Origin of the sequence: Aeromonas sp. s4 (genome assembly GCF_040907855.1) — a bacterium.
Classification (GTDB): domain Bacteria; phylum Pseudomonadota; class Gammaproteobacteria; order Enterobacterales; family Aeromonadaceae; genus Aeromonas; species Aeromonas caviae.
Genome location: NZ_JBFOCP010000018.1, coordinates 26,233 through 46,738 on the forward strand (window position 1 = coordinate 26,233; position 20,506 = coordinate 46,738).

A 20,506-nucleotide genomic window follows, 5' to 3' on the forward strand; every position below is an offset into this window, starting at 1 on the left:
GTGATGTCCCAGCAGAGGGAGAGCAGGTCATGAAATTTTTCAAATTGCCGGATCTGGGCGAAGGACTGGCCGAGGCCGAGATCGTCGAGTGGAAGGTGAGCGCCGGTGATACGGTGCAGGTAGATCAGGTACTGCTGTCGGTGGAGACAGCCAAGGCGCTGGTGGATGTGCCCTCACCGGTGGCCGGGGTCATCGCCAGATTGTGCGGGCAGGAGGGGGACATCCTCCACATCGGGGCACCGCTGGTGGAGTTTGAAGGGGGCGAGGATGACGGCACCGTCGTTGGCAAGGTCAGCGCTCATCAGCAGCATATCGAGGATCATTTCGTGGTGGGGGCCATGGCGCCCGGCGGCACGCTGGTGCAAGCCATGCCAGCGGTACGTCTGCTGGCGCAAAAACTGGGGCTGGACATCGACAAGGTCAAGGGAACCGGCAGCGCTGGCATGGTGACCGAGCAGGATGTGCAACAGGCGTTCGAGGCCCAGCAGGAGAGCGGCAACGAATTCCTGAAAGGCTCGCGCCGGGCCATGGCCAAGGCGATGGAGCTCTCGCACCGGACTGTGGTGCCGGTGAGCATCACCGACGAAGTGGACTTGCGCCACTGGCGCCCGGATGAAGATGTGACGGTGCGCCTCATCAAGGCGATCGGCGTGGCGTGTCGGGCCGAACCCTCCATGAATGCGTGGTTTGACGGAGAGATCCTGTCGCGGCGTCTATTCAGGGAGGTCAATGTGGCCATCGCGGTCGACTCCAAGCATGGGCTCTATGTGCCCGTGATGGAGAACGTGGCAGAGCGGGACCCGGCTGACATACGGCAGGGGCTGGATCGGATGATCGCCGATGTGAAGGCCCGTGCCGTGCCGCGGGAAATGCTGCAGGGGGCAACCATCACCCTCACCAACTTTGGCGCCATCGCAGGCCGTTACGCCAGCCCCATCGTCACACCACCCCAGGTGGCCATCATAGGAGCGGGCAAGTTGTTCGAGAAGGTGGTGTTCATCCACGGCGAGGCGCGCCCGGTGCGTGCACTTCCCCTGTCGATGACGTTTGACCACAGAGCCTGCACCGGTGGAGAGGCGGCTCGCTTCCTCAAAGCCCTGGTTCAGGCACTGGAGTCGGCACAGGTCTAAACCGCCGTACCCCGCCGCTGGCGGGGTACAAATTTGTTTGCGTAATCGACAAAGGCACGTATAATCTCAACCAGCTTGAAAGGGCGATAGTTATGTCAATGAATATGATGTTTTACATCTTTTCCTGTTGTTCATAAGTAATCCCGTTTTTTGAGCTTTACCCGCTGAAAAGCATAAGTAATTATTTTGAATACAGGTTTAAAGATATGTCTAACATGATCACCGGTACCGTTAAGTTTTTCAACGAAACCAAAGGTTTTGGCTTCATCCAGCAAGAAAACGGCCCGGACGTTTTCGTTCACTTCAGCGCCATCCAAGGTAACGGCTTCCGTACCCTGGCTGAAGGTCAGCGCGTACAGTTCTCTGTGACCCAAGGTCAAAAAGGCCCGCAGGCTGAGAACGTAACTGCTCTGTAATTCTTGCAGAATTTAAGAAAGCCGTGGTACCTCTGGTGCCACGGCTTTTTGTTTTCATGGCTTCATCAATACGCGTCATGACCCTGCTCTCCTCCCTCTTGCTGACCGTGGCGTTGACCGGTCAGGCCAGCACGCCCACGCCGGATCCTGCGGTGAATGATGCCGTGTCCGTGTGTCAACAGTTTGTACATGTTCGCCTGGGAAACGCGGTGAAACCCGATGAGATCAGGGTACAGCCGGTGCCAAAACGGGGGGGAGAGTGGCTGGTCGATGGCAAGATAAAAGGACCCGAAGGTCCTTTGCTGTTTGCTTGTCTGCTGCGACAAGGAGAGCGCTGGGAGTTGCTCAACTTCTCGCTCTGGGCACCACAACCGCTCAATTCGGCTTGAGTGCGACCAGCAGGTGTTGGAGATGCTCCAGCATGGTCATGCCGAAAGGGGTCAGATAGCCGCCATCTGCTGCGGTGATCAGGCCCTGGCTGTGCAGGCGCGCTGCCGCCTGGCAAAGCGCTTCCGACATGTCGCTGCGCAGCTTGATCCCCAGGCTCATGTTGGCCGGATCAAAACACGCCAGTATTTTCAGCTCATTCACAAAATCGTCAGAAACCTGGTTGATCCCACTCATGGATGCACTCCTTACGCTAAAGATGTATGCAACCTAGCATCCCCGGTGCCTCTTTAGTGGGCGCTGGCTCAAACAATTGGCCTTTATCGGGGCCGCTCTGGTTCAAACGCTGCTTTTTTGGACGCTATCTATCACCGGCCCGGCTGGACGCAAACGCCCCCAGCAAGGCAAACATGCTAGAATGGCACCCTCGTTCACCCTCATGACCAGGCGTGATGCCAGGTCATCTTGTTCAAGGCGCGTCTCATGATCACTGTTACTCTGGTCTCTCTGCTGCACTCTCTGGGTCCCCGTTTTCCTGTTTATGCTCCCTCCTTGCTGCTCCCTCTCCTGGCGCAACATCAAGGAGATCTCTGGCTGCCGGCCATTCGTGGGGAAGACGTGACAACCCTGCGTCAGCATGGCAAGGATGCCCAGAGTCTGGCTACCTTGTCGGCAGGCTGGTGTGAATTCGCGGCCCAGAGCAAAGAGACGCCGGAGCTCGATGCGCTGGCAAGTTACGATGAGGAGATGCTGGACAACCTGCAGATGTACTGGCGCCACCCGAGCAAGATAAACAGCCCGATCACCGATAACCTGTTCGAGCTGCGCCGTGAGGTGGTGGACGAGGCCCATGGCGGCAAGCTGGTTGCTGCCTGGAGTGCCGCCCAGCAAGCACGGCTTGAGCAGATCATGGTGGGGGTCGCTGCGGGGCGGGATCAGCTCTGCTTTGTGGAGGTGGAGTCCGCCTATTGGCTGAGGGAGCGACTGGGTGAGACCGCGGGACTCCGGCTGTTGACCCCCGAGCTGGGGTGAGGCGATGGAAAGACGGATGACCCATTACTCCTGCTGGACAAGGGGTCGGCAAGATGTGAACATGTCGCCCTTTATTGAACGAGAGACTTGACCGATGAGCTATGAACTTAGCGACACCGAGCGCAATGCCGCGCTGCAACTGAACGCCGATTACCGCTTTGATCACTTCATCAGCAAGCTGGTCGAGCACGAAGAGCTGTTTGTCCTGACCGACGAACACGGCGTCATGATGCTGACGACCGAAGAGGAAGACTGCATCCCGGTATGGCCGCATCCCGACTACGCCAAGGCCTGGGCCGAAGGGGAGTGGGCCGAGTGCAAGCCGCAATCCATCACCCTCAAGGTGTGGCTGGATCGCTGGGTGGACGGCATGGAGCAGGATGATCTCTGCGTGGCCGTGTTCCCGACGCCGGATCAGGAAGGCATTGTGCTGGACCCGGCCGACGTCGCCGACGCCATTGCGCAAAAGCAGGCCAAACGCGGCTGAGCGCCCTCTGCCTGGTGCCATCCCGGTTGTAACAAAGACCCCGCCAATGTGCAGGGTCTTTTGTTTTGGGGCTGACGGTGCCAGCTGCCCTATTTTTGCTGGTAGGTGGTATCCGTGATGGTCACTGGCGGGAAGGTCTGCCCCCCTTTGATGGCGGCCCGGGTCTGCGCCTTTGCCGCTTCGTCAATCCAGAGCAGGCCGCCGAAGCTGTAACCCGAGTTGGAGCCGTCGAGGGGCCAGTAGAGCAAGTCGCTCTGGGGGGTTGCCGGCACCTTGGGCAGGCGTATCCAGCGCCAGGCGCCGGCCCGGGTATAGGGCACCTGATAGGCGGGGACGAAGCTGGCGAGCTCATAGAGTCGCTGCTGGATCTGGCGGGAGAGGTCGGCCTTCTTGCCGAAATCGAACGCCTTGTCGTATTGCTCCACCAGGGCAGAGATCCTGTCGTCATCGATGTTCATGATGTTGTTGGTCTGGGGCTTGTTGGCATTGACCTTATGGAAGTGTTCCCAATAGGCGGGATAGCGACCACCGCTCCAGGCCATCCAGGCACTCTGGTGTTTTTTCTCCAGCATGGATTTGAAGCCGGAAGACGCATCCATCAGATTGAGCTCGAGGTTGAGCCCCGCCTTTTTCGCCTCTTCCCGCAGCAGGGTGAGGCGTTGTGCATGTTCCGCCGTGGTGTAGGTGATGCTGAGGGAGAGGGGCTGGCCCTTATCGTTTCGCAAGATGCCATCCGGCCCGGTCTTGGTAAAGCCCGCCTTGGCAAAGAATTCGCGAGCAAGTGCGGGATCGAAGGGGCGCGCCTTGAGGTCGGTATTGGTGAAATCTCCCTGGCCCGAGCCATAGGTGTTGAGACGCTGGTAGTCCCCCCGCAGCAGGGTCGCGATCATCTTGTCCAGGGCGAGGGCGTGCTGGATGCCGAGTCTGACGTCGAGATTGCTCAGCAAGGGATCGGCGGTGTTGAGATAGAGCCCCATGGGGGGCTGAGGCGTCTGGTTGTAGAACCAGAGTCGCTCGATATAGCCCTTCTCGAATTCGGCGGTCTTGCTCTTGTCATGCCACCAGTTGGGCATCACGAGTGGGAAGGTGTCGAGCTCACCGCGCAGGAAGTGCTGCCAGGCGATGTTCTGATCCCTGAGCACCTTGATCTCGATACGATCCGGATTGAAGCGGTGCTGGAAGTAGCGCTCGTCGTTCCCCCACCAATCCTTGACCCGGTCGAAGGTAACCGACTTGCCCTTCTTGAGCTCGCCAATCTGGTAGGGGCCTGTGACCGGCAGCACCTTCCAGTTGTACTCCTTGACCCAGTTGGCGGTCAGCTTGATGGCGTGGCTGGGCTCCGGGGTGAAGGGGAGAGCTTCGAGCAGATCTTCCCGGCTCTTCTCGGTGCCGCTGGTGATGGCGAGGGTGTGATCGTCAAACTTGGTCACTTCGCTTATCTGGGTACTGTAGTAGTTGTTGTACCAGGGGTCGTTGATCTCCTTGCTGCGCATCATCTTGAGGGTGAAGACCCAGTCATCCGCAGTGACGGGCTGGCCGTCCGACCAGCGGGCCTTGGGGTTGATGCGAAAATAGAGCGTCTTGTTATCCGCGCCGAAAGCCCACTGGTTGGCCAGCATGGGGATGGGATTGCGCGTCATGGGATGGGTGCTCAGGAGCGGCAGGTTGGTCTCGCGCACGTAGGCCGCAAAGCCGCCGTTGGAATCCGGCCCGTATTTGCGCAAGGTGAGCGGAAAGCTCGACATGAAATCCCGGAAGGTGCCGCCTCGCTTGGCCTCGGGGTCTGCATAGACGGGGTCGGTGTCGTTGCTCTCCCATTTGAGATCTGCCGGCAGGGTGGCACTCCAGCCGAACGGGCTCCAGCAGAAGGGGAGCAGCATGGCCGTGACCCGCATGATGCCTGGTAAAGAGGGGATGATCGAAAATGACGGATGACGCATGTCCTTGCTCTCCTGATGATGGCATCCTGCCGAAATAATGGGGTGGGCCCAAGAGGGCCTGACCCATGATGGGAAGTTTCCCGGGCGAGGTCAATCCTCGGTTTGGGTCTTCAAGAAGCGCATCTTGCCCCCCAGCAGATGCACCACGAAGCCGAGCAGCACCAGACCCGAGCCCAGCCATTGCAGGGGAGTGGGGTGTTCATCAAGCAGCAGGGCGGCGGCCACCATACCGACACAGGGAACCAGCAGGGAGAGGGGGGCAACCTGGGCCACCGGATAGCGCATCAGCAGCCTCCCCCACAGGCCATAACCGAGCCAGGTGGCGATAAACGAGAGATAGAGCACGCACAAGACGCCCTGCCAACGGATGTTGAGCAGGCTGCTTGCGATGAGTTCGGGCCCCTCGAACAGCCTGGAGAGCGCGAAGAAGGGCAGGATGGGCACCAGCCCGCCCCAGGCGACCAGGCTCGGCAGAGAGGTGCGATAGCGCAGACCTATCTGGCGATTGATGACGTTGCCAAGGCCCCAGCAGGCGGCTGCGCACAGCGTCAGCACAAACCCGATGAGGGTGAGGTTGCCCTCGCCATGGGTGGCAATGAGATAAAGACCTGCTCCCGCCAGCGGCAGTGCCACCCAGTGGTGGGGCTGCCAGCGCTCTCCGAGCCAGATCATGGCGAACAGCAGGGTGAAGACCACCTGAGATTGCAGCACCAGGGAGGCCATGCCGGCGGGCATGCCGAATTTCATGGCGCAGAACAGGAAGGCAAACTGGCCCAGGCTGATCGCACCGCCATAGGCCAGCAGCCAGCGCCAGGGCATGGCAGGCCTGGGGACCAGCAGAATGGCGGGGAAGACGACTCCGACGAAACGCAGTGCTCCCAGCAGCAGTGGGGGGATGCCTTCCAGCCCCCACTTGATGACAACGAAGTTGAGTCCCCAGCAGAGAATGACCAGGGCGGCCAGACACTTGTCCTTGGTTTGCATGCAGCATCCTTGTTTGAGCGGCGCCGGCACGGCAGGGCGCCGAAGGGGTCGAGCATACCTGCTACAGGGTGGGCACCGTCAAGGGCTCAGGTGTCTGCCGGGCGAGTGCGCGCGGGCTAAGCTAAAAGTGAGAGCCCGGATTGACGGGCTGGCGTCGATGGCTGACCGGAGGTATTCCATGAGCGACCATACCCTGCTGCCCCATGGTGAAGACTTGCGCCGCGCGGTGCGCTGGCTCAGCGAACACCATCAACACGACATCCGGGCCATCGAAGAGGCCTGCCTGCGCTTCGATCTCTCCCCGCTGGATGAGGAGTTCCTGATTCGCCATTGCCGCGAGCAGCCGCCAGCAAGCCGGACAGGTTAGACGAAGTTGGCCAGGTTGATGCCAAACTCCTTGGGGTCCACCGTGCTCTCTATGGTCTCCTGAACCCCGTTTTTGGCGAGATCCAGCCACTGCACCTCGAGATAATGACGATGGCCTGCGTGATAGATCACCTTGACCACGGGCTTGAGCGGTTGCTGTTCGTTGCGCTGCATCACGATGGCCAGGCGCTGGTTGGAGAGCTGCACCAAGGTACCCACCGGATAGACCCCCATGCACTTGATGAACCTGGTTACCAGGTCGGCATCAAAATGCAGATCAACCCCCTTGAGCAGAATGCGAAACGCCTGGGTTGGCTGCATGCCCTGTTTGTAGACCCTGTCTGCCGTCACCGCATCGTAGACATCGACGATGCCGCTCATACGGGTGTAGAGAGAGAGCTGATCCCCCTTGAGGCGCCGCGGGTAGCCGGTGCCATCGATCCGCTCGTGATGGTTGGCGGCCACCTCCAGCATGATGGGGGTGATGCCGGCGGTGGCGGCCAGGATGTCGTGGCTGTGGACCACGTGCTCGCGCATCACCTCCAGCTCCTCATCGGTGAGCTTGCCCGGTTTGTTGAGCACCTCGTCCGGGGTCATGATCTTGCCCACGTCGTGGAGCAGGCCACCCAGGGTCAGCTCCTTGAGCACGCTGCGATCCAGCCCCAGGTAGCGGCCGAAGTTCGCCAGGAGGATGGCGACATTCATGGAGTGCTCCATCAGGTAGGCATCCTTGGCACGGATCCGCGCCAGACAGAGCATGGCATCGCCGTGGGTGAACATGGTATCGACCATCTCTTCGGCCACGGCGGCAAGGGGCGTGATGTCGATGGGCTCACCGGCCTTGAGATGGCGAATGAACTTGCCCTGGAGTTCGCGCGCCTCCTGATAGAGCCGACGGATCTTGAGCTCGCGCCCTTCACCACTGCCGATCTGACGAGAGGAGCCCGCCCCGTTTGTCACCACATCCGCCGGGCTTGCCGTGCCCCCTCCCGGCAGCTTGCTGCGGGCAAGATCCACCCGCACCGTCAGCACGCCGCGCCGGATCAGCGCCTCCACCTGTTGAGGGTTGGTCACCATGCCCGTCTGGGCAATTTCCATGGCGCCGGTCTGGCTGGCAATGGCAATGACATACATGCCAGGTTTCAACTGGCTGACGGGGATGACGGGGTGAGACTTCGTCGGCTTCATGGGTACATCCTGGGCTTATTATTATGTGTGATGTCGGTCTGCTGACGGCAGTCTATCACTGGCACATCATGGCGTCAGGCGCCATCTTGAGTCCCTGTCGCTTAGTACTGGTGTTGTCGGGTCTGACCGATATAATGTCGCCCCCAATCATGATGGATTCCGAGGTTTTTGCATGCGGCTCGACAAATTTCTTTGCGATTGCTCCGATTTGACCCGTTCCCAGGCGGGCAAGCTGATCCGTCAGGGGGAAGTGCTGGTAGACGGCGTGCTGGTCAAGCAGCCCGCCTTTCACATCAATGAGCAACACCAGATCGAGTTTGACGGTGTGACCTTGACCCTGAACCTGCAGAATCGCTACTTCATGCTGCACAAGCCGGAAGGATATGTCTGCTCCAACGAGGACCCGGATCACGCCACCGTGTTCCACCTGCTCGACGAGCCGGCCATGGGCAAACTGCATGTGGTGGGGCGCCTCGATCTCGATACCACCGGGCTGGTGCTGATCACCGATGACGGCCAGTGGTCCCATCGCATCACGTCGCCCCGGCACGAGTGTGCGAAGACCTACCACGTCTGGCTGGCTGATCCCGTGAGTGAAGAGGCTATTTCGCTCTTTGCCGACGGTATCTACCTGCGCAACGAGAACGACAAGACCCGCCCTGCGGAGCTGGAAATCCTGGACGAGCGGGAAGCACGCCTGACCATCCACGAGGGCAAGTATCACCAGGTGAAGCGGATGTTCGCCGCCATCGGCAACAAGGTGGTCGGGCTGCATCGGGAACGCATTGGCGATCTGGCTCTGGACGATGAGCTGGCACCGGGGGAATACCGGGAGCTGACCGAAGAGGAAGTGGCTCTGTTCTAGGGGCGCGATCGCCTCTCTCCCTGTCCGGCGCGGGGGAGCATCGGCGGCTCAGTGCCGCCGATGGGCGTGTTGGTCCTTCCAGCAGGATAGACGGGGCTCAGTTCCCCATTCCCAGCACCAGGGCCGTGCCCAGGGTGGCGAGCAGGGCTCCGGCCCAGGCGGGGAGCGAGGGACGCATCCCCGAGTGCCACCACAGCAAGGGCAGCAGAATGACCGGTGTGGTGGAAGACAAGATGGCCACCATGCCCACATCTCCCTGACGCAGGGCCACCAGGATCAGGGTCATTCCCAGCGTCATTGCCAGAAATCCGTTGATGCCTATCATGCCGAGCACTTGCCGGTTGATGGGGTTGTGCGGCATGGCGAGCGGCAGGCGCAGCGCCCGCAAGACGCAGTGTGCCAAGAGGGCGCTGCCCATGCGCACGCCGGAAGCGCTCACCGCGTCCACGGTGCCGCTCATCATCACCGGCTTGGCGATGATGGCTCCCAGGCTCTGGCACAGGGCTGCGGTGAGGCCAAGGGCTATGCCTACCACGAGGCGGCCACGCACCTGCTCCCATTCGTTCTGCGGGTTGTCGCCACGACGACCAAACAGGATGGCGAGCATGACCCCGGCCAGGACCAGCAAGGCGCCTGGCAGGCGCCAACCATCGAGCTGCTCGCCAAAGAGCCAGAGCCCGAGCAGGGCGGAGAAGAGGGCGTGGCAGGAGAAGAGCAGACCGCTGCGCCTGGGGCCGAGCCGGTTCATGCAGGCAAAGAGGGCGGTGTCGCCGACGAAGATGCCGATGAGGCCGGAGAGGGCCAGCAGGGGAAGGGCGCTCTCGGTGAGGGTCTGCCAGCCTCCCGTCACCAGACTTGCGCTGGCCAGCATCAGGCTGACCAGGAACATCCGCCAGCGGCTGTAGGCAAAGGCCCCCAGATGGCGAGCCGGTTTGACGGAGATGAGGGCGGCGATCGCCCATAAACTGGCGGCAGCCAGCGCCAGCCATTCGTAACCCATAAAGACCCCTGAAACGGTAGACGACAACCGGACTTGCAGGCGACACATCGCCCCGGGGCGATTGCCAAGGGGGCAGGGGAGTGCGCCTTCTGGCGATTGCGCCCACCCGTGGCGGCCGTGTCGTCATAAACCTTGAAAAAAATAGCCCGAAAGACTCCCTCTATCGGGCAGGCCCGATACAATACGGGTCGTCTTCGGGGATAACAAGCGCGGCATGATGCATTCGGTTCCAGGCGCGCCGCCGGCCTTCCCCCCATTGCAGTCAAAAGAATTGAACGAGGTTGATGTCATGTTTTACCGTTTCGCCGCCAGGCCAGCCCGCCGCTGGCTCTCTCCCTTGCTGTTCGGGTTGATGGCGGTGCCGCCGCTTCAGGCCACTACCGTGGTGCAGCAGCCCGTGCTGTCGGACAGGCAGACCCTGGTCAAGGGCAATGGCGCCGAACCCGAGTCCCTCGATCCGGCCCTGATCCGCTCCGGTTTCCCGGGGGAGGTGGTGCTGGTGGACCTGTTCGAGGGGCTGGTGAGCGAGGATGGTCAGGGCAAGATAGTGCCCGCCCAGGCCCAGCGCTGGGAGACCAGCGAGGATGGGCTGGTGTGGCGCTTCTTCCTGCGTCCCCAGCTCAAATGGTCCAACGGCGAGCCCCTCACCGCCAGGGATTTCGTCTACGCCTGGCGGCGGCTGCTGAACCCGGCGCAGGCTTCCCCCTCCGCCGGCCTGCTGCTGGCGACCGGCATCAACAATGCCCAGTCCATCTATGCCGGGGCGCTCGACCTCGATGCCCTGGGGGTGGAGGCAGAAAGCGACCAGATCCTGAAAGTGACCCTGGAGCGCCCCGTTCCCTATTTCCTGCAACTGGTCAGCCAGCGCCCCTTCGTGCCGGTCAACGAGCGGGTCATCGCCCAGTTTGGCAAGCAGTGGACCCAGCCAGGCAAGATGGTGAGCAATGGCCCCTACAAGCTGGCGAGCTGGGTGGTGAACGAGCGCATAGAAGCCGAACGCAACCCCCAGTACTGGGATGACGCCCATACCCGGATCCAGCGGGTGACCTACCTGCCGCTCGCTTCCCAGCATGGGGAGCGGCTGCGTTACGAAGCGGGGGAGATCCAGCTCACCAACAAGGTGGCGCTGGAGTACTACCAGAAGACCATGCAGGAGGCACCGGAGCGGATCTGGGGTCTGCCGCTGCTTGGCACCTATCTTTACACCTTCAATCTCAATCGCCCCGAGTTGCAGGATGTGCGGGTGCGTCAGGCGCTCTCCATGGCCATCGATCGCCACCTGCTGACCGAGAAGGTGAGCGGCCAGGGAGAGCGCTCTGCCTGGTCACTGCTGCCCGCCATGCCGGGTTATGACGAGCTGGATATCCCCCTCTCCCGGGAAGACCAGCCGACCCGGTTGGCCCTGGCCGCCGCGCTGTTGACCCAGGCGGGCTACAACAGCGCACATCCCCTCAGGCTGACGCTGACCTACAACACGTCGGAGAACCACAAGAAGCTGGCCCTGGCGGTGGCGGCCATGTGGAAACCGCTGGGGGTCGAGGTCTCCCTCAACAACATGGAGTGGAATGCCTATCAGGTAGCCAAGGACAGTGGTGATTTCATGCTGGCTCGTTCATTTTTGTTTGGTGATTATGTCGAACCGTCGTCCATGCTTGGCAGTTTCCGCTGCCAGGATCCCCAGAACGAGAGCGGCTACTGCAACCCCGCCTTCGATGGTCTGCTGCAACAGGCCGCCGAGACCCTGGATGCCAACGCCCGGTCCGGGATCTATCATCAGGCCGAGCAACTGCTGATGGAGGAGGTGCCCGTCATCCCCGTCTATCACTACAACCAGATGCGACTGGTGGACCCGGCACTGCGCGGCTTGCCGAGCCGCAACCTCAAGGGCGCCATCGCCACCAAGGATCTCTATTTCAGCCAGCCATGAGGAGTGTGGAATGAAGATTGCCATTATCTCGGATCTGCACGGCAGTCTGACTGCCCTCGAGCAGGTGCTGGCGCAACTCGCTCCCTGGCAGCCTGATCACTATCTGCTGCTCGGGGATCTGCTCAATCACGGGCCGCGCAATCCGGTGCCGGCGGGGTATGATCCTGCCGCGGTGGCAGCAAGGCTCAACGAGCTGGCCCCCCGCATCATGGCGGTGCGTGGCAATTGCGATTCGGAGGTGGACCAGATGCTGCTCCACTTCCCCATCACGGCGCCCTACAACCAGCTGCTGGTGGATGGGCGGCGCTGGTTTGTCAGCCACGGTCATCTCTATGAGCCCGGCAACGTGCCCCTGCCAGCAGGGAGCCTGTTCATCAGCGGTCATACCCATGTGCCTGTGCTGCGCCAGGAGGGAGAAATGATCCTGATGAACCCGGGGTCTATCTGTTTTCCAAGGGGCGAGTGGGTGGCCAGTTATGGGCGCTATGACGAGGGCTGCATGAGCATCCATACCTGCAAGGATGGAGAAACCCTGATGCAGCTGGTGCTCTGATGAGGGGCTGACAAGGAGAGAAAATCAGAAGGGGGAGAGGAGATCAGGCCTTGATCCCGAAAGAGCGGGTGCCCGAGCGGGTATTGCCTTTGGCGTCATAGGTCAGGGAGCTGCTGTCTCTGAGCTTGCTGAGGAAGCTGGCGAGACGGCGATTGGAGACAATGCTGAGTTCGAGCAGACGTCCATTGAGGTTATTCTGCTCCTGACAGGCTTCCAGCTTGGCTTGAAGGGCCTGCAATTGGGTCGGGAAGGCGCCCAGCTGTTGCTGCAGGTTGGGTAGCTCCGCCAGAGTCTTGTCCAGCGTCTCGATGGCTACCAGCAGTTGCTGCTTGCGATCGGCGAGTGCCGGCAAGGCAAGGGCCCGGTGAGCCTTGAGGAGGTCGAACTCCTCTGCCAGCAAGCCTTGCATCTGGGAGAGGTTGTCGTCCTGAGCGCGCAGCAGCGAAGGGAGGTCCATCATCCCAACCGTTTATCCAGATCGGCTTCGAAGCTGAACATCTTTCTGGCCACGGCTTCGCTGTTGACCTTGTACTCCCCACTGGCCACGGCCTTCTTCAGGCTCTCGACGCGGCTCTCGTTACCGGTGGAGGCGGTGTTGAGGGTCTTCTGCATCTGTTGCAATTGCTGCGCCTCACTGGTCAAGGAGACAGAGTCGCTCTTGACGATCGTCGCACGGCTGCTCTCGCTGGAGGTCGCCGACTTGGTGGCTACACCTTGACTGCTGCCGCTGTTTTGCAGGCGGTTGTTAGCCAAGTTGTTGATATTGTTGATAGCCATAAGGTTTACCTTCGTCTGCTTTGCTGTTCGCTTACCTGTATATCGGTGACGGCGGTCAGAACTTTAGAAAAAAATTGCGCAGTGCATTCCTGTGTCAGAATGTCACGACCACGGAGCCCACTGCACTGACCTGGCCTTGCACCGTTCTGCCCGAGCGCGTGTTGACAAGCCGGATCATGTCTCCGAAGCTGCCATCTTGCAAGGCGCGGGCCATGGTTTTGATCTGCATGCTGCTGTTTTCGGCGCTCAGGGTGACCTGGTCCCCCTTGCAGACCACGCATACCTGGGTGAGCCTGATTGGCTGACCCGGTTTGAGCTCACGCTTGCTGCGTACCCCGATGAGGGCGGTCGGGTCGGTAAGGTAGTCGCCACGGATCAGGGTCTGGTCCTGGTATGCCAGGGTCAGCATGGGTTCACTCAGAATGTCTCCCTTGGCAACCGGGACGGCGACGGTGACATAGGGTTTCTGGATGCTGACCCGGACCGGTAGATAGAGATCCCAGGATTTGTCTCCCTCGCACTTGAGGTAGACGGTGGTGTTGCGCCGGATCTCCATCCTGGCGGGGAGGGAAATGGTGAGGGCATCTTCGCAGCGCGTGAGGGGGAGGCGCTCGTCAATGGTACCGGCCTTGACGTCGGCCTGTGCATCGAGGGGAATATCGAGCTGGTCGAGCACGAACGCCTGTGCCTGTTCTTGCAGATAGTCGGTGACCTCGGACGCCATGGCGTGAGACAGACTGCAAAACGGCAGTAAGATAAGGAAAAGTCTACTAATCATTTTTGCTTACCGGTCGATAAGTTATTCACGTATACCACCGTAGTTAACTATGCTTGCTCCAGAATTATTCGATTGTTGAAACAACGATGATCTGATGCAAGCCAATGTGCATGCATAATGACATGCACGATCAGTGCCAAGCATTTTTAGGGAGTGTTTATGGCGAGTATTCTGGACTCGGTCAACCAGCGAACCCAGCTAGTGGGACAAAACAGGCTGGAGCTGCTGTTGTTTCGTCTCAATGGACGTCAAAGATTTGGCATCAACGTATTCAAGGTACGCGAGGTGCTGCAGTGTCCCCCTCTGACCGTCATGCCCAAGCTCAACTCCTGCATTCGCGGCGTGGCACATATCCGCGGCCAGACCATCTCGGTGATCGATCTCAGCATGGCGATGGGCAAACGCCCCATCCAGGACCTCTCCAAGTGCTTCATCATCATCTCCGAGTACAACCGCTCCATTCAGGGGTTCCTGGTCCACTCGGTCGAGCGCATCATCAACATGAACTGGGAGTCCATCCTGCCGCCACCCAAAGGGGCAGGTCGCATCAACTACATGACGGCGGTGACCGAGGTAGATGGTGAGCTGGTGGAGATCCTGGACGTGGAGCGCATTCTCAACGAGATCTCGCCGGTCTCCACCGAGGTGTCCACCGAACTGGTGGAAGCAAGCGTAGAGCGCAATCCTCACGGGCGTCCCGTGCTGGTTGCGGACGACTCTTCGGTTGCGCGCAAGCAGGTTCAACGGGCACTGGAGGCTATCGGGGTGCAGTGCGTGCTGGCCAAGGATGGACGGGAAGCGCTCAACATGTTGCTGGAGATGTCCAAGAACGGTCCCATCAAGGATCAGATAGCCCTGGTCATTTCGGACATCGAGATGCCGGAGATGGACGGTTATACCTTCACCGCCGAGATCCGCAACAATCCCAACCTCAAGGATTTGCATGTTATCCTGCACACTTCCCTCAGTGGGGTGTTCAATCAGGCCATGGTGCAGAAAGTCGGAGCGAACAATTTTATTGCCAAATTCCAGCCGGATGAATTGGCCAAGGCCGTACAAGGCGCTCTCTAATCAAGAAGAACAACTGCATGAAGACACTTTCGGACGACTTATACAGGCAATTCAGCAATTTTCTGGCGCAACAGAGCGGCATAGTGCTGGGTGACAACAAACAGTATCTGGTCAAGAGCCGCCTGTCGCCCTTGATGACTCAGTTTGGTATCGAGAGTCTGTCTGATCTGGTCACCCGGGCGATGAGCGTGCGCGAGCGGGAGCTCAAGATGGCGGTGGTCGATGCCATGACCACCAACGAGACCCTGTGGTTTCGCGATACCTATCCGTTCCAGCTGCTGAGCGACAAGATTTTCCCGGAGCTTGGCAAGAGCGGTCGTCCCATCAAGATATGGTCTGCCGCCTCTTCATCCGGGCAGGAACCCTACTCCATCGCCATGACGGCGCTGGAGCAGCAAGTCAAGCGGCCGGGGACCTTGCCGGGCGGGGTGCAGATAGTGGGGACCGATATCTCCAGCACCATGCTCAACCAGTGCAAGGAGGGGGTCTACGACAGCCTGGCGCTGGCTCGCGGGCTCTCCCCCGAGCGCAAGCGACTCTTTTTCGAACCCTGTGGTGACAACAAGATGCGGGTGGTGGAGCGTGTCAGAAAATTGACCAGCTTCCGTCCCCTCAACCTGCTGGAGAGCTACAGCCTGCTCGGCAAGTTTGACATCATCTTCTGCCGCAATGTGCTCATCTACTTTGCGCCCGAAGTGAAATCCAAGATCCTCAACCAGTTCGCCAGCAGCCTCAATCCTGGCGGCTACCTGATGCTGGGGGCCTCCGAGTCTCTGGCCGGCCTCACCGACAAGTTCGAGATGATCCGCTGCAACCCCGGCATCGTCTACAAGGTCAAATAACCCCGCTCAATACCCTCTTGGCACACCTCTTGCTAAATATTCATGAAGCAGGAGGTGTGCTATGGCAATTTCATTCGACAAGGCATTCGGTGTTCATCAGTACACGCTGAGCGTGCGCGCCAAGCGTGCCGAGGTGTTGTCCAGCAACATCGCCAATGCGGACACGCCGGGCTTCAAGGCCCGTGACATCGACTTCTCACAGGCGTTGCAGGATGCCCAGGGCCAGCAAGGGTTCGGGCTCAGCACCACCAGCGAGAAGCACTTCGCCTTGCAGATGGATACCCCGGGCACGACCCAGTACCGCAACCCCCTGCAACCGGATACCGGTGACGGCAACACGGTGGACGTGCAGCAGGAGCGCAGCGAGTTCCTGCGCAACAGCCTCGAATACCAGGCCTCCCTTGAATTCATGAACAGCAAGATAAGTGGCCTGCTCAAGGCACTGAAAGGAGAGCAAGGATGAGTTTGTTCAAGGTCTTTGACATTGCAGGCTCTGCCATGAGCGCACAGTCCGTTCGCCTCAACACGGTGGCGAGCAACATGGCCAACGCTGACAGTGTCAGCTCCAGCGTGGAAAAAACTTACCACGCCAGGCGGCCAGTCTTTGCCGCCCAGCTGGATCAGGCCATGTCCGACAAGCAGGCCTCGGTCGGGGTGGATGTGAAGGGCATCGTCGAGAGTGATGCGCCCCTGCTCAAGGAGTACAACCCGAATCACCCCATGGCGGACAAGGATGGCTTCATCTTCAAGCCCAACGTCAACATGGTGGAAGAGATGGCGGACATGATAGCGGCGTCGCGCAGCTACCAGACCAACGTCCAGGTGGCCGATGCGGCCAAGAAAATGTTGCAGCAGACCCTGGGTCTGGGCAAGTCCTGACAGAGGTGAACCCGGATGAGAGTGACCCATGATCGCCTGCCAGGCGGCAACAATCGGCCCAATGGGCACGCCCTAGAGGGGGAAGCATAAGTGGCAGATACCTATGACAGCCTGCTGGGTGTCAACCGGACGACGTCGGCCCAGACCAGTACGGTCAACACCAGTACCCAGAAAAAGGAGCTGGATCAGGAGTCCTTCCTGAAGCTGCTGACCATGCAGCTCTCCTATCAGGATCCGTTCAAACCGGTGGACAACGCCCAGATGCTTTCCCAGATGACCTCGATGTCGACGTCTCAGGGGATCAGCAGCCTCTCCACCCAGATGGAGAGCCTCAACAGCCTGATGACTTCCAGCCAGGCGCTGCAGGCCTCCGCGCTGGTGGGACAGAACGTGCTGATCCCGTCCAACACGGGTTACGTGGAGAAGGGAGGCACCCTCACGGGGGTCATCGCCACCGGCGATGGCGGCAGCAACATCAAGGTGACGGTGAAGGACGAGAGCGGCCAGGTCATCCGAGAGTTCGCCATCGAAGGGAGCCACAAGGGGAACGTGGCCTTCGAATGGGATGGCAAGGACAAGTCCGGCAACCAGGCCAAGAGCGGCAAGTATTCGATAGAGGCGCATGCCACCGTCGACGGCAAGTCGGAGAGCGTCCCCGCCCTGACTTACGCCAAGGTGGAGAGCGTCACCCTGGGAACGAGCACCAACCCCAGCACCCTCAAACTCAAGGGACTGGGCGGCATCTACCTGACCGATGTATTGGAAATTGGCGCGACGACCGGCAAGACCACCACCCAGTCGGCTTCGTCCTCTAACGCAGTGATCTAAGGAGAAAGACATGTCATTCAACAATGCCCTCAGCGGCATCAATGCGGCTCAAAAAGACCTGAACGTCACCGCGAACAACATTGCCAACGTCAATACCACCGGCTTCAAGGAGTCCCGCGCCGAGTTCGCCGACGTCTACGCCAACTCCATCTTCGTCAACGCCAAGACCCAGGTCGGCAACGGGGTGGCGACTGGCGCTGTGGCCCAGCAGTTCCACCAGGGCGCGCTGCAATTCACCAACAACGCGCTGGATCTCGCCATCCAGGGCAACGGCTTCTTCGTGACCTCGGACGGCCTGACCAACCTGGATCGCACCTACACCCGTGCGGGCGCCTTCAAGCTCAATGAGAGCAGCTACATGGTCAGCAACTCCGGCGGTTATCTGCAGGGGTACGAGATCAACTCTGATGGCACCCCCAAGGCGGTGAGCATCAATGCCACCAAGCCCATCCAGATCCCGGACAAGGCCGGTGAGCCGGTGCAGACCACGACGGTCGAAGCTGGTTTCAACCTGCCTTCCAGCACGAAAACGTTGATGGATGTCAATGCCTCCAAATTCGATCCCACGGACTCGACTACCTACTCCTCCTCCACTTCCGTGGTGGTCTATGACTCCCTGGGCGAGCCACACACCATCACCCAGTACTTCACCAAGGAAGCGGATCCGGCCGATCCTACCCAAGCGGCGGTGCCGACTGCCTGGCGCATGTACCTCTATGAAGGGGACAAGCCCATCGACATCGTAGGCGGTACGGCCACCACCATGGCGACCGGTCTGAGCCAGGCCCCCCTGAGCGCCCGGGTGACCTTCGATGCCTCCGGCAAGATGGTCACACCCACCACCCCGGCGGTCATCAAGACGGAACCCCTGGGGGCGACAGGGGCTGGTATCATCACCAATGGCGCCGATGGCACCCAGGAGATTGAGTTCAAGCTTGGTACCGTGACCCAGTACGCCTCCCCCTTTGAAGTGAGCAAGCTGACCCAGGACGGCTCCACCGTCGGCCGCCTGACCAAGGTGGAGATCGGGGCGGATGGCATAGTCTCCGCCACTTACAGCAACGCCACCACCGTCAAGGTGGCCATGGTGGCCATGGCGAAGTTTGCCAATGCCCAGGGTCTCACCCAGGTCGGCGACACCTCCTGGCGCCAGTCCCTGCTCTCTGGCGATGCCTTGCCCGGCACCCCGAACTCCGGCACGTTCGGCTCCATCAAGTCGTCGGCACTGGAGCAGTCCAACGTGGATCTCACCACCGAGCTGGTCGACCTCATCACCGCCCAGCGCAACTTCCAGGCCAACTCCCGTTCCCTGGAAGTGAACAGCTCCCTGCAGCAGAACATACTGCAGATCCGCTAAGACGGCGGGTAGTTGGCAGGGGCGCTTCGGCGCCCCTTGTCATTTCCGTCCCGCCTCATTTCCTCCTTTCATTCCGTCTTCGTCATCTCTCTTGGCATTCAACTTGCAGTTGAGCTGTGAGAGTCATCTGTTTGACGGAGGATCCCATGGATCACCTGCTTTACATCGCCATGTCCGGGGCCAAGGAGAACATGAACAGCCTGGCTGTTCGTGGCAACAACCTTGCCAACGCCAACACCATTGGCTTCAAGTCTGACTTCGAGCAGGCGCGCAGCATGCAGGCGTTTGGCGAAGGGCTGCCCACGCGGGTGTTCGCCATGACCGAGCGGCCGGGCCAGAACCTGCAGCACGGCATGCTGATGACCACGGGTCGGGATCTTGACGTTGCCGTCGATGGGCCGGGCTGGATTGCAGTGCAGGATCCCAACGGCGCGGAAGCCTATACCCGCATGGGCAACCTGCAGCTCAATGCCACCGGCAATCTGCAGACTTCCACCGGTCTGAATGTGGTGGATGATGCCGGTCAGCCCATCGTGCTGCCCCTGCCCATGGAGAAGATCGAGATCAATCGTGACGGTACCATCAGCGGCCGTCCCGAGGGGGCCGCCGCCAACCTGCCGGAAGATTTCCAGCGCATCAAGCTGGTCAACCCGGCGGCAGATGCGGTGGAGAAAGGTCAGGACGGCCTGTTTCGCCGCAAGGATGGCCAGAATGAGGCCGCGTCTGCGGATGTGGGCCTGATCGCCGGCTCCCTTGAGGGGAGCAACGTCAACGTGGTCGACGAGATGACCAACCTTATTCGCTTGCAACGTCAGTTTGAAACTCAGGTCAAGATCATGAAGACCGCCGAGGAGAACGACGAGGCACAAACCCAGCTGCTGCGTATCAGCTAATCAAGGAGCACCCCATGAATCCTGCACTCTGGATCAGCAAGACCGGCCTCGATGCCCAGCAGACCAACATCTCGGTCACCTCGAACAACCTGGCGAACGCCAGCACCGTGGGCTACAAGAAGGCGCGGGCCATCTTCGAGGATCTGCTGTATCAGAACATCAACCAGCCTGGCGGTCGCTCCTCGGCGGACACCGAGCTCCCTTCCGGCCTGATGCTGGGGGCGGGGGCCAAGGTGGTCGCCACCCAGAAAAACCACAGTCAGGGCAACGTCCAGACCACGGACAACTCCCTTGACCTGATGATCAGCGGCCGCGGCTACTTCGAAATCCAGCTGCCCGATGGCAGCGCCGCCTATACCCGCAACGGCCAGTTCACCCTGAACGACGAGGGGACCATCGTCACCCCGGGCAACGGTTACCCGCTGCAACCGGAGATCCAGATCCCCGAGAACGCCCAGAGCGTCACCGTGGGGGAGGATGGCCAGGTCTCCGTCCAGCTCAAGGGGGATGGCCAATCCCAGGTGGTGGGCCAGATCAACACCACGGACTTCGTCAACCCCACCGGCCTGCAGCCCATGGGGGAGAACCTCTTCCTCGAGACCCAGTCCAGCGGCGCCCCCATTCAGGGGACAGCCGGTGCGGACGGGCTGGGGGTGATCAAGCAGGGGATGCTGGAGACCTCCAACGTCAACGTGACCGAGGAGCTGGTGAATCTCATCCAGGCTCAGCGGGTCTACGAGATGAACTCCAAGGTCATCTCCGCCGTCGACTCCATGATGTCCTTCCTGACCCAGCGGACCTGATGA

25 protein-coding genes are annotated in these 20,506 nt (G+C 60.4%); 17 read left to right on the forward strand and 8 right to left on the reverse strand.

The genetic code is table 11. The features are described from left to right. Positions 1 to 29: 29 nt before the first annotated feature. From AB5Y89_RS04050 to AB5Y89_RS04060, 3 genes are all read left to right on the forward strand, one after another. Positions 30 to 1,130 (forward strand): dihydrolipoamide acetyltransferase family protein, encoded by a 1,101-nt coding sequence (locus AB5Y89_RS04050; RefSeq protein WP_202044398.1) that lies wholly within the window; start codon positions 30 to 32, stop codon positions 1,128 to 1,130. Positions 1,131 to 1,336: 206 nt separating this feature from the next. Next, positions 1,337 to 1,546: a cold-shock protein gene (locus AB5Y89_RS04055; protein WP_005302803.1), complete on the forward strand. Its 210-nt coding sequence runs from the start codon at positions 1,337 to 1,339 to the stop codon at positions 1,544 to 1,546. Positions 1,547 to 1,623: 77 nt separating this feature from the next. Beyond that, the gene (locus tag AB5Y89_RS04060) at positions 1,624 to 1,935 is read left to right on the forward strand and encodes a hypothetical protein (protein ID WP_129146699.1); all 312 of its coding nucleotides are present in this window, start codon (positions 1,624 to 1,626) and stop codon (positions 1,933 to 1,935) included. On the opposite strand, the gene AB5Y89_RS04065 is transcribed toward AB5Y89_RS04060, so the two are convergent. After that, on the reverse strand, positions 1,922 to 2,170 hold the full coding sequence (locus AB5Y89_RS04065) for a TIGR02647 family protein (protein ID WP_010675310.1): 249 nt from the start codon (positions 2,168 to 2,170) through the stop codon (positions 1,922 to 1,924). The genes AB5Y89_RS04060 and AB5Y89_RS04065 overlap by 14 nt on opposite strands. 246 nt (positions 2,171 to 2,416) lie before the next feature. Between AB5Y89_RS04065 and AB5Y89_RS04070 the strand changes: the two genes are divergently transcribed. Together AB5Y89_RS04070 and AB5Y89_RS04075 are read left to right on the forward strand one after the other, a co-directional pair. Next, positions 2,417 to 2,965 carry a hypothetical protein gene (locus AB5Y89_RS04070; protein WP_045524136.1) on the forward strand — a complete coding sequence of 183 codons (549 nt, stop codon included), beginning with the start codon at positions 2,417 to 2,419 and terminating at the stop codon, positions 2,963 to 2,965. 94 nt (positions 2,966 to 3,059) lie between these two features. Then, on the forward strand, positions 3,060 to 3,452 hold the full coding sequence (locus tag AB5Y89_RS04075; protein ID WP_010675308.1) for a DUF2750 domain-containing protein: 393 nt from the start codon (positions 3,060 to 3,062) through the stop codon (positions 3,450 to 3,452). 89 nt (positions 3,453 to 3,541) lie between these two features. Here AB5Y89_RS04075 and AB5Y89_RS04080 read toward each other — a convergent pair whose 3' ends face one another. Both AB5Y89_RS04080 and AB5Y89_RS04085 read right to left on the reverse strand, forming a co-directional pair. Next, positions 3,542 to 5,392 (reverse strand): extracellular solute-binding protein, encoded by a 1,851-nt coding sequence (locus tag AB5Y89_RS04080; RefSeq protein WP_368222917.1) that lies wholly within the window; start codon positions 5,390 to 5,392, stop codon positions 3,542 to 3,544. Between the two features lie 90 nt (positions 5,393 to 5,482). Further along, on the reverse strand, positions 5,483 to 6,376 hold the full coding sequence (locus AB5Y89_RS04085; protein WP_323949912.1) for an EamA family transporter: 894 nt from the start codon (positions 6,374 to 6,376) through the stop codon (positions 5,483 to 5,485). A 178-nt stretch (positions 6,377 to 6,554) separates the two neighbouring features. Between AB5Y89_RS04085 and AB5Y89_RS04090 the strand changes: the two genes are divergently transcribed. Further along, positions 6,555 to 6,743, forward strand: coding sequence for a hypothetical protein (locus tag AB5Y89_RS04090; RefSeq protein WP_151027357.1), 189 nt, complete (start codon positions 6,555 to 6,557; stop codon positions 6,741 to 6,743). Here AB5Y89_RS04090 and AB5Y89_RS04095 read toward each other — a convergent pair. Further along, positions 6,740 to 7,930 carry an HD-GYP domain-containing protein gene (locus tag AB5Y89_RS04095; RefSeq protein ID WP_041213169.1) on the reverse strand — a complete coding sequence of 397 codons (1,191 nt, stop codon included), beginning with the start codon at positions 7,928 to 7,930 and terminating at the stop codon, positions 6,740 to 6,742. The genes AB5Y89_RS04090 and AB5Y89_RS04095 overlap by 4 nt on opposite strands. 172 nt (positions 7,931 to 8,102) lie before the next feature. On the opposite strand from AB5Y89_RS04095, the gene rsuA reads away from it, so the two are divergent. Then, positions 8,103 to 8,795 carry a 16S rRNA pseudouridine(516) synthase RsuA gene (gene rsuA, locus AB5Y89_RS04100; protein ID WP_039040228.1) on the forward strand — a complete coding sequence of 231 codons (693 nt, stop codon included), beginning with the start codon at positions 8,103 to 8,105 and terminating at the stop codon, positions 8,793 to 8,795. Positions 8,796 to 8,892: 97 nt separating this feature from the next. Here rsuA and AB5Y89_RS04105 read toward each other — a convergent pair whose 3' ends face one another. Further along, positions 8,893 to 9,795, reverse strand: coding sequence for a DMT family transporter (locus AB5Y89_RS04105; RefSeq protein WP_244077642.1), 903 nt, complete (start codon positions 9,793 to 9,795; stop codon positions 8,893 to 8,895). Between the two features lie 289 nt (positions 9,796 to 10,084). Here AB5Y89_RS04105 and AB5Y89_RS04110 point away from each other — a divergent pair, with 289 nt between their 5' ends. Then, positions 10,085 to 11,722, forward strand: a complete 1,638-nt coding sequence (locus AB5Y89_RS04110; RefSeq protein WP_368222918.1) for a peptide ABC transporter substrate-binding protein — start codon at positions 10,085 to 10,087, stop codon at positions 11,720 to 11,722. Positions 11,723 to 11,732: 10 nt separating this feature from the next. After that, positions 11,733 to 12,275 (forward strand): phosphodiesterase, encoded by a 543-nt coding sequence (yfcE, locus tag AB5Y89_RS04115; protein ID WP_368222920.1) that lies wholly within the window; start codon positions 11,733 to 11,735, stop codon positions 12,273 to 12,275. A gap of 43 nt (positions 12,276 to 12,318) precedes the next feature. On the opposite strand, the gene AB5Y89_RS04120 is transcribed toward yfcE, so the two are convergent. From AB5Y89_RS04120 to flgA, 3 genes are all read right to left on the reverse strand, one after another. Next, complete coding sequence (locus AB5Y89_RS04120) at positions 12,319 to 12,735, reverse strand: flagella synthesis protein FlgN (protein ID WP_368222921.1); 417 nt, start codon at positions 12,733 to 12,735, stop codon at positions 12,319 to 12,321. Next, on the reverse strand, positions 12,732 to 13,052 hold the full coding sequence (gene flgM / locus AB5Y89_RS04125; RefSeq protein WP_368222924.1) for a flagellar biosynthesis anti-sigma factor FlgM: 321 nt from the start codon (positions 13,050 to 13,052) through the stop codon (positions 12,732 to 12,734). Before flgM ends, AB5Y89_RS04120 begins: the two co-directional genes overlap by 4 nt. Positions 13,053 to 13,146: 94 nt before the next feature. After that, positions 13,147 to 13,752 carry a flagellar basal body P-ring formation chaperone FlgA gene (gene flgA, locus AB5Y89_RS04130; RefSeq protein WP_029314756.1) on the reverse strand — a complete coding sequence of 202 codons (606 nt, stop codon included), beginning with the start codon at positions 13,750 to 13,752 and terminating at the stop codon, positions 13,147 to 13,149. A gap of 237 nt (positions 13,753 to 13,989) precedes the next feature. On the opposite strand from flgA, the gene AB5Y89_RS04135 reads away from it, so the two are divergent. The 8 genes from AB5Y89_RS04135 (at position 13,990) to flgG (ending at position 20,503) form a co-directional block, all read left to right on the forward strand. Next, on the forward strand, positions 13,990 to 14,901 hold the full coding sequence (locus AB5Y89_RS04135; RefSeq protein ID WP_010675296.1) for a chemotaxis protein CheV: 912 nt from the start codon (positions 13,990 to 13,992) through the stop codon (positions 14,899 to 14,901). A gap of 17 nt (positions 14,902 to 14,918) precedes the next feature. Further along, positions 14,919 to 15,743, forward strand: a complete 825-nt coding sequence (locus AB5Y89_RS04140) for a protein-glutamate O-methyltransferase CheR (RefSeq protein ID WP_010675295.1) — start codon at positions 14,919 to 14,921, stop codon at positions 15,741 to 15,743. A 61-nt stretch (positions 15,744 to 15,804) separates the two neighbouring features. Continuing rightward, a complete protein-coding gene (gene flgB / locus AB5Y89_RS04145; RefSeq protein ID WP_010675294.1) occupies positions 15,805 to 16,206 on the forward strand; it encodes a flagellar basal body rod protein FlgB in 402 nt (133 codons plus the stop codon). Further along, positions 16,203 to 16,622: a flagellar basal body rod protein FlgC gene (gene flgC, locus AB5Y89_RS04150; protein ID WP_005329775.1), complete on the forward strand. Its 420-nt coding sequence runs from the start codon at positions 16,203 to 16,205 to the stop codon at positions 16,620 to 16,622. The genes flgB and flgC overlap by 4 nt, the downstream gene beginning before the upstream one ends. Positions 16,623 to 16,712: 90 nt before the next feature. Continuing rightward, complete coding sequence (locus tag AB5Y89_RS04155; protein ID WP_010675293.1) at positions 16,713 to 17,450, forward strand: flagellar hook assembly protein FlgD; 738 nt, start codon at positions 16,713 to 16,715, stop codon at positions 17,448 to 17,450. Between the two features lie 10 nt (positions 17,451 to 17,460). Continuing rightward, positions 17,461 to 18,807 (forward strand): flagellar hook protein FlgE, encoded by a 1,347-nt coding sequence (gene flgE / locus AB5Y89_RS04160; protein WP_039040233.1) that lies wholly within the window; start codon positions 17,461 to 17,463, stop codon positions 18,805 to 18,807. Between the two features lie 146 nt (positions 18,808 to 18,953). Beyond that, positions 18,954 to 19,700, forward strand: a complete 747-nt coding sequence (flgF, locus tag AB5Y89_RS04165) for a flagellar basal-body rod protein FlgF (RefSeq protein ID WP_010675291.1) — start codon at positions 18,954 to 18,956, stop codon at positions 19,698 to 19,700. Between the two features lie 14 nt (positions 19,701 to 19,714). Then, positions 19,715 to 20,503, forward strand: a complete 789-nt coding sequence (flgG, locus tag AB5Y89_RS04170) for a flagellar basal-body rod protein FlgG (RefSeq protein ID WP_010675290.1) — start codon at positions 19,715 to 19,717, stop codon at positions 20,501 to 20,503. Positions 20,504 to 20,506 lie beyond the last annotated feature (3 nt).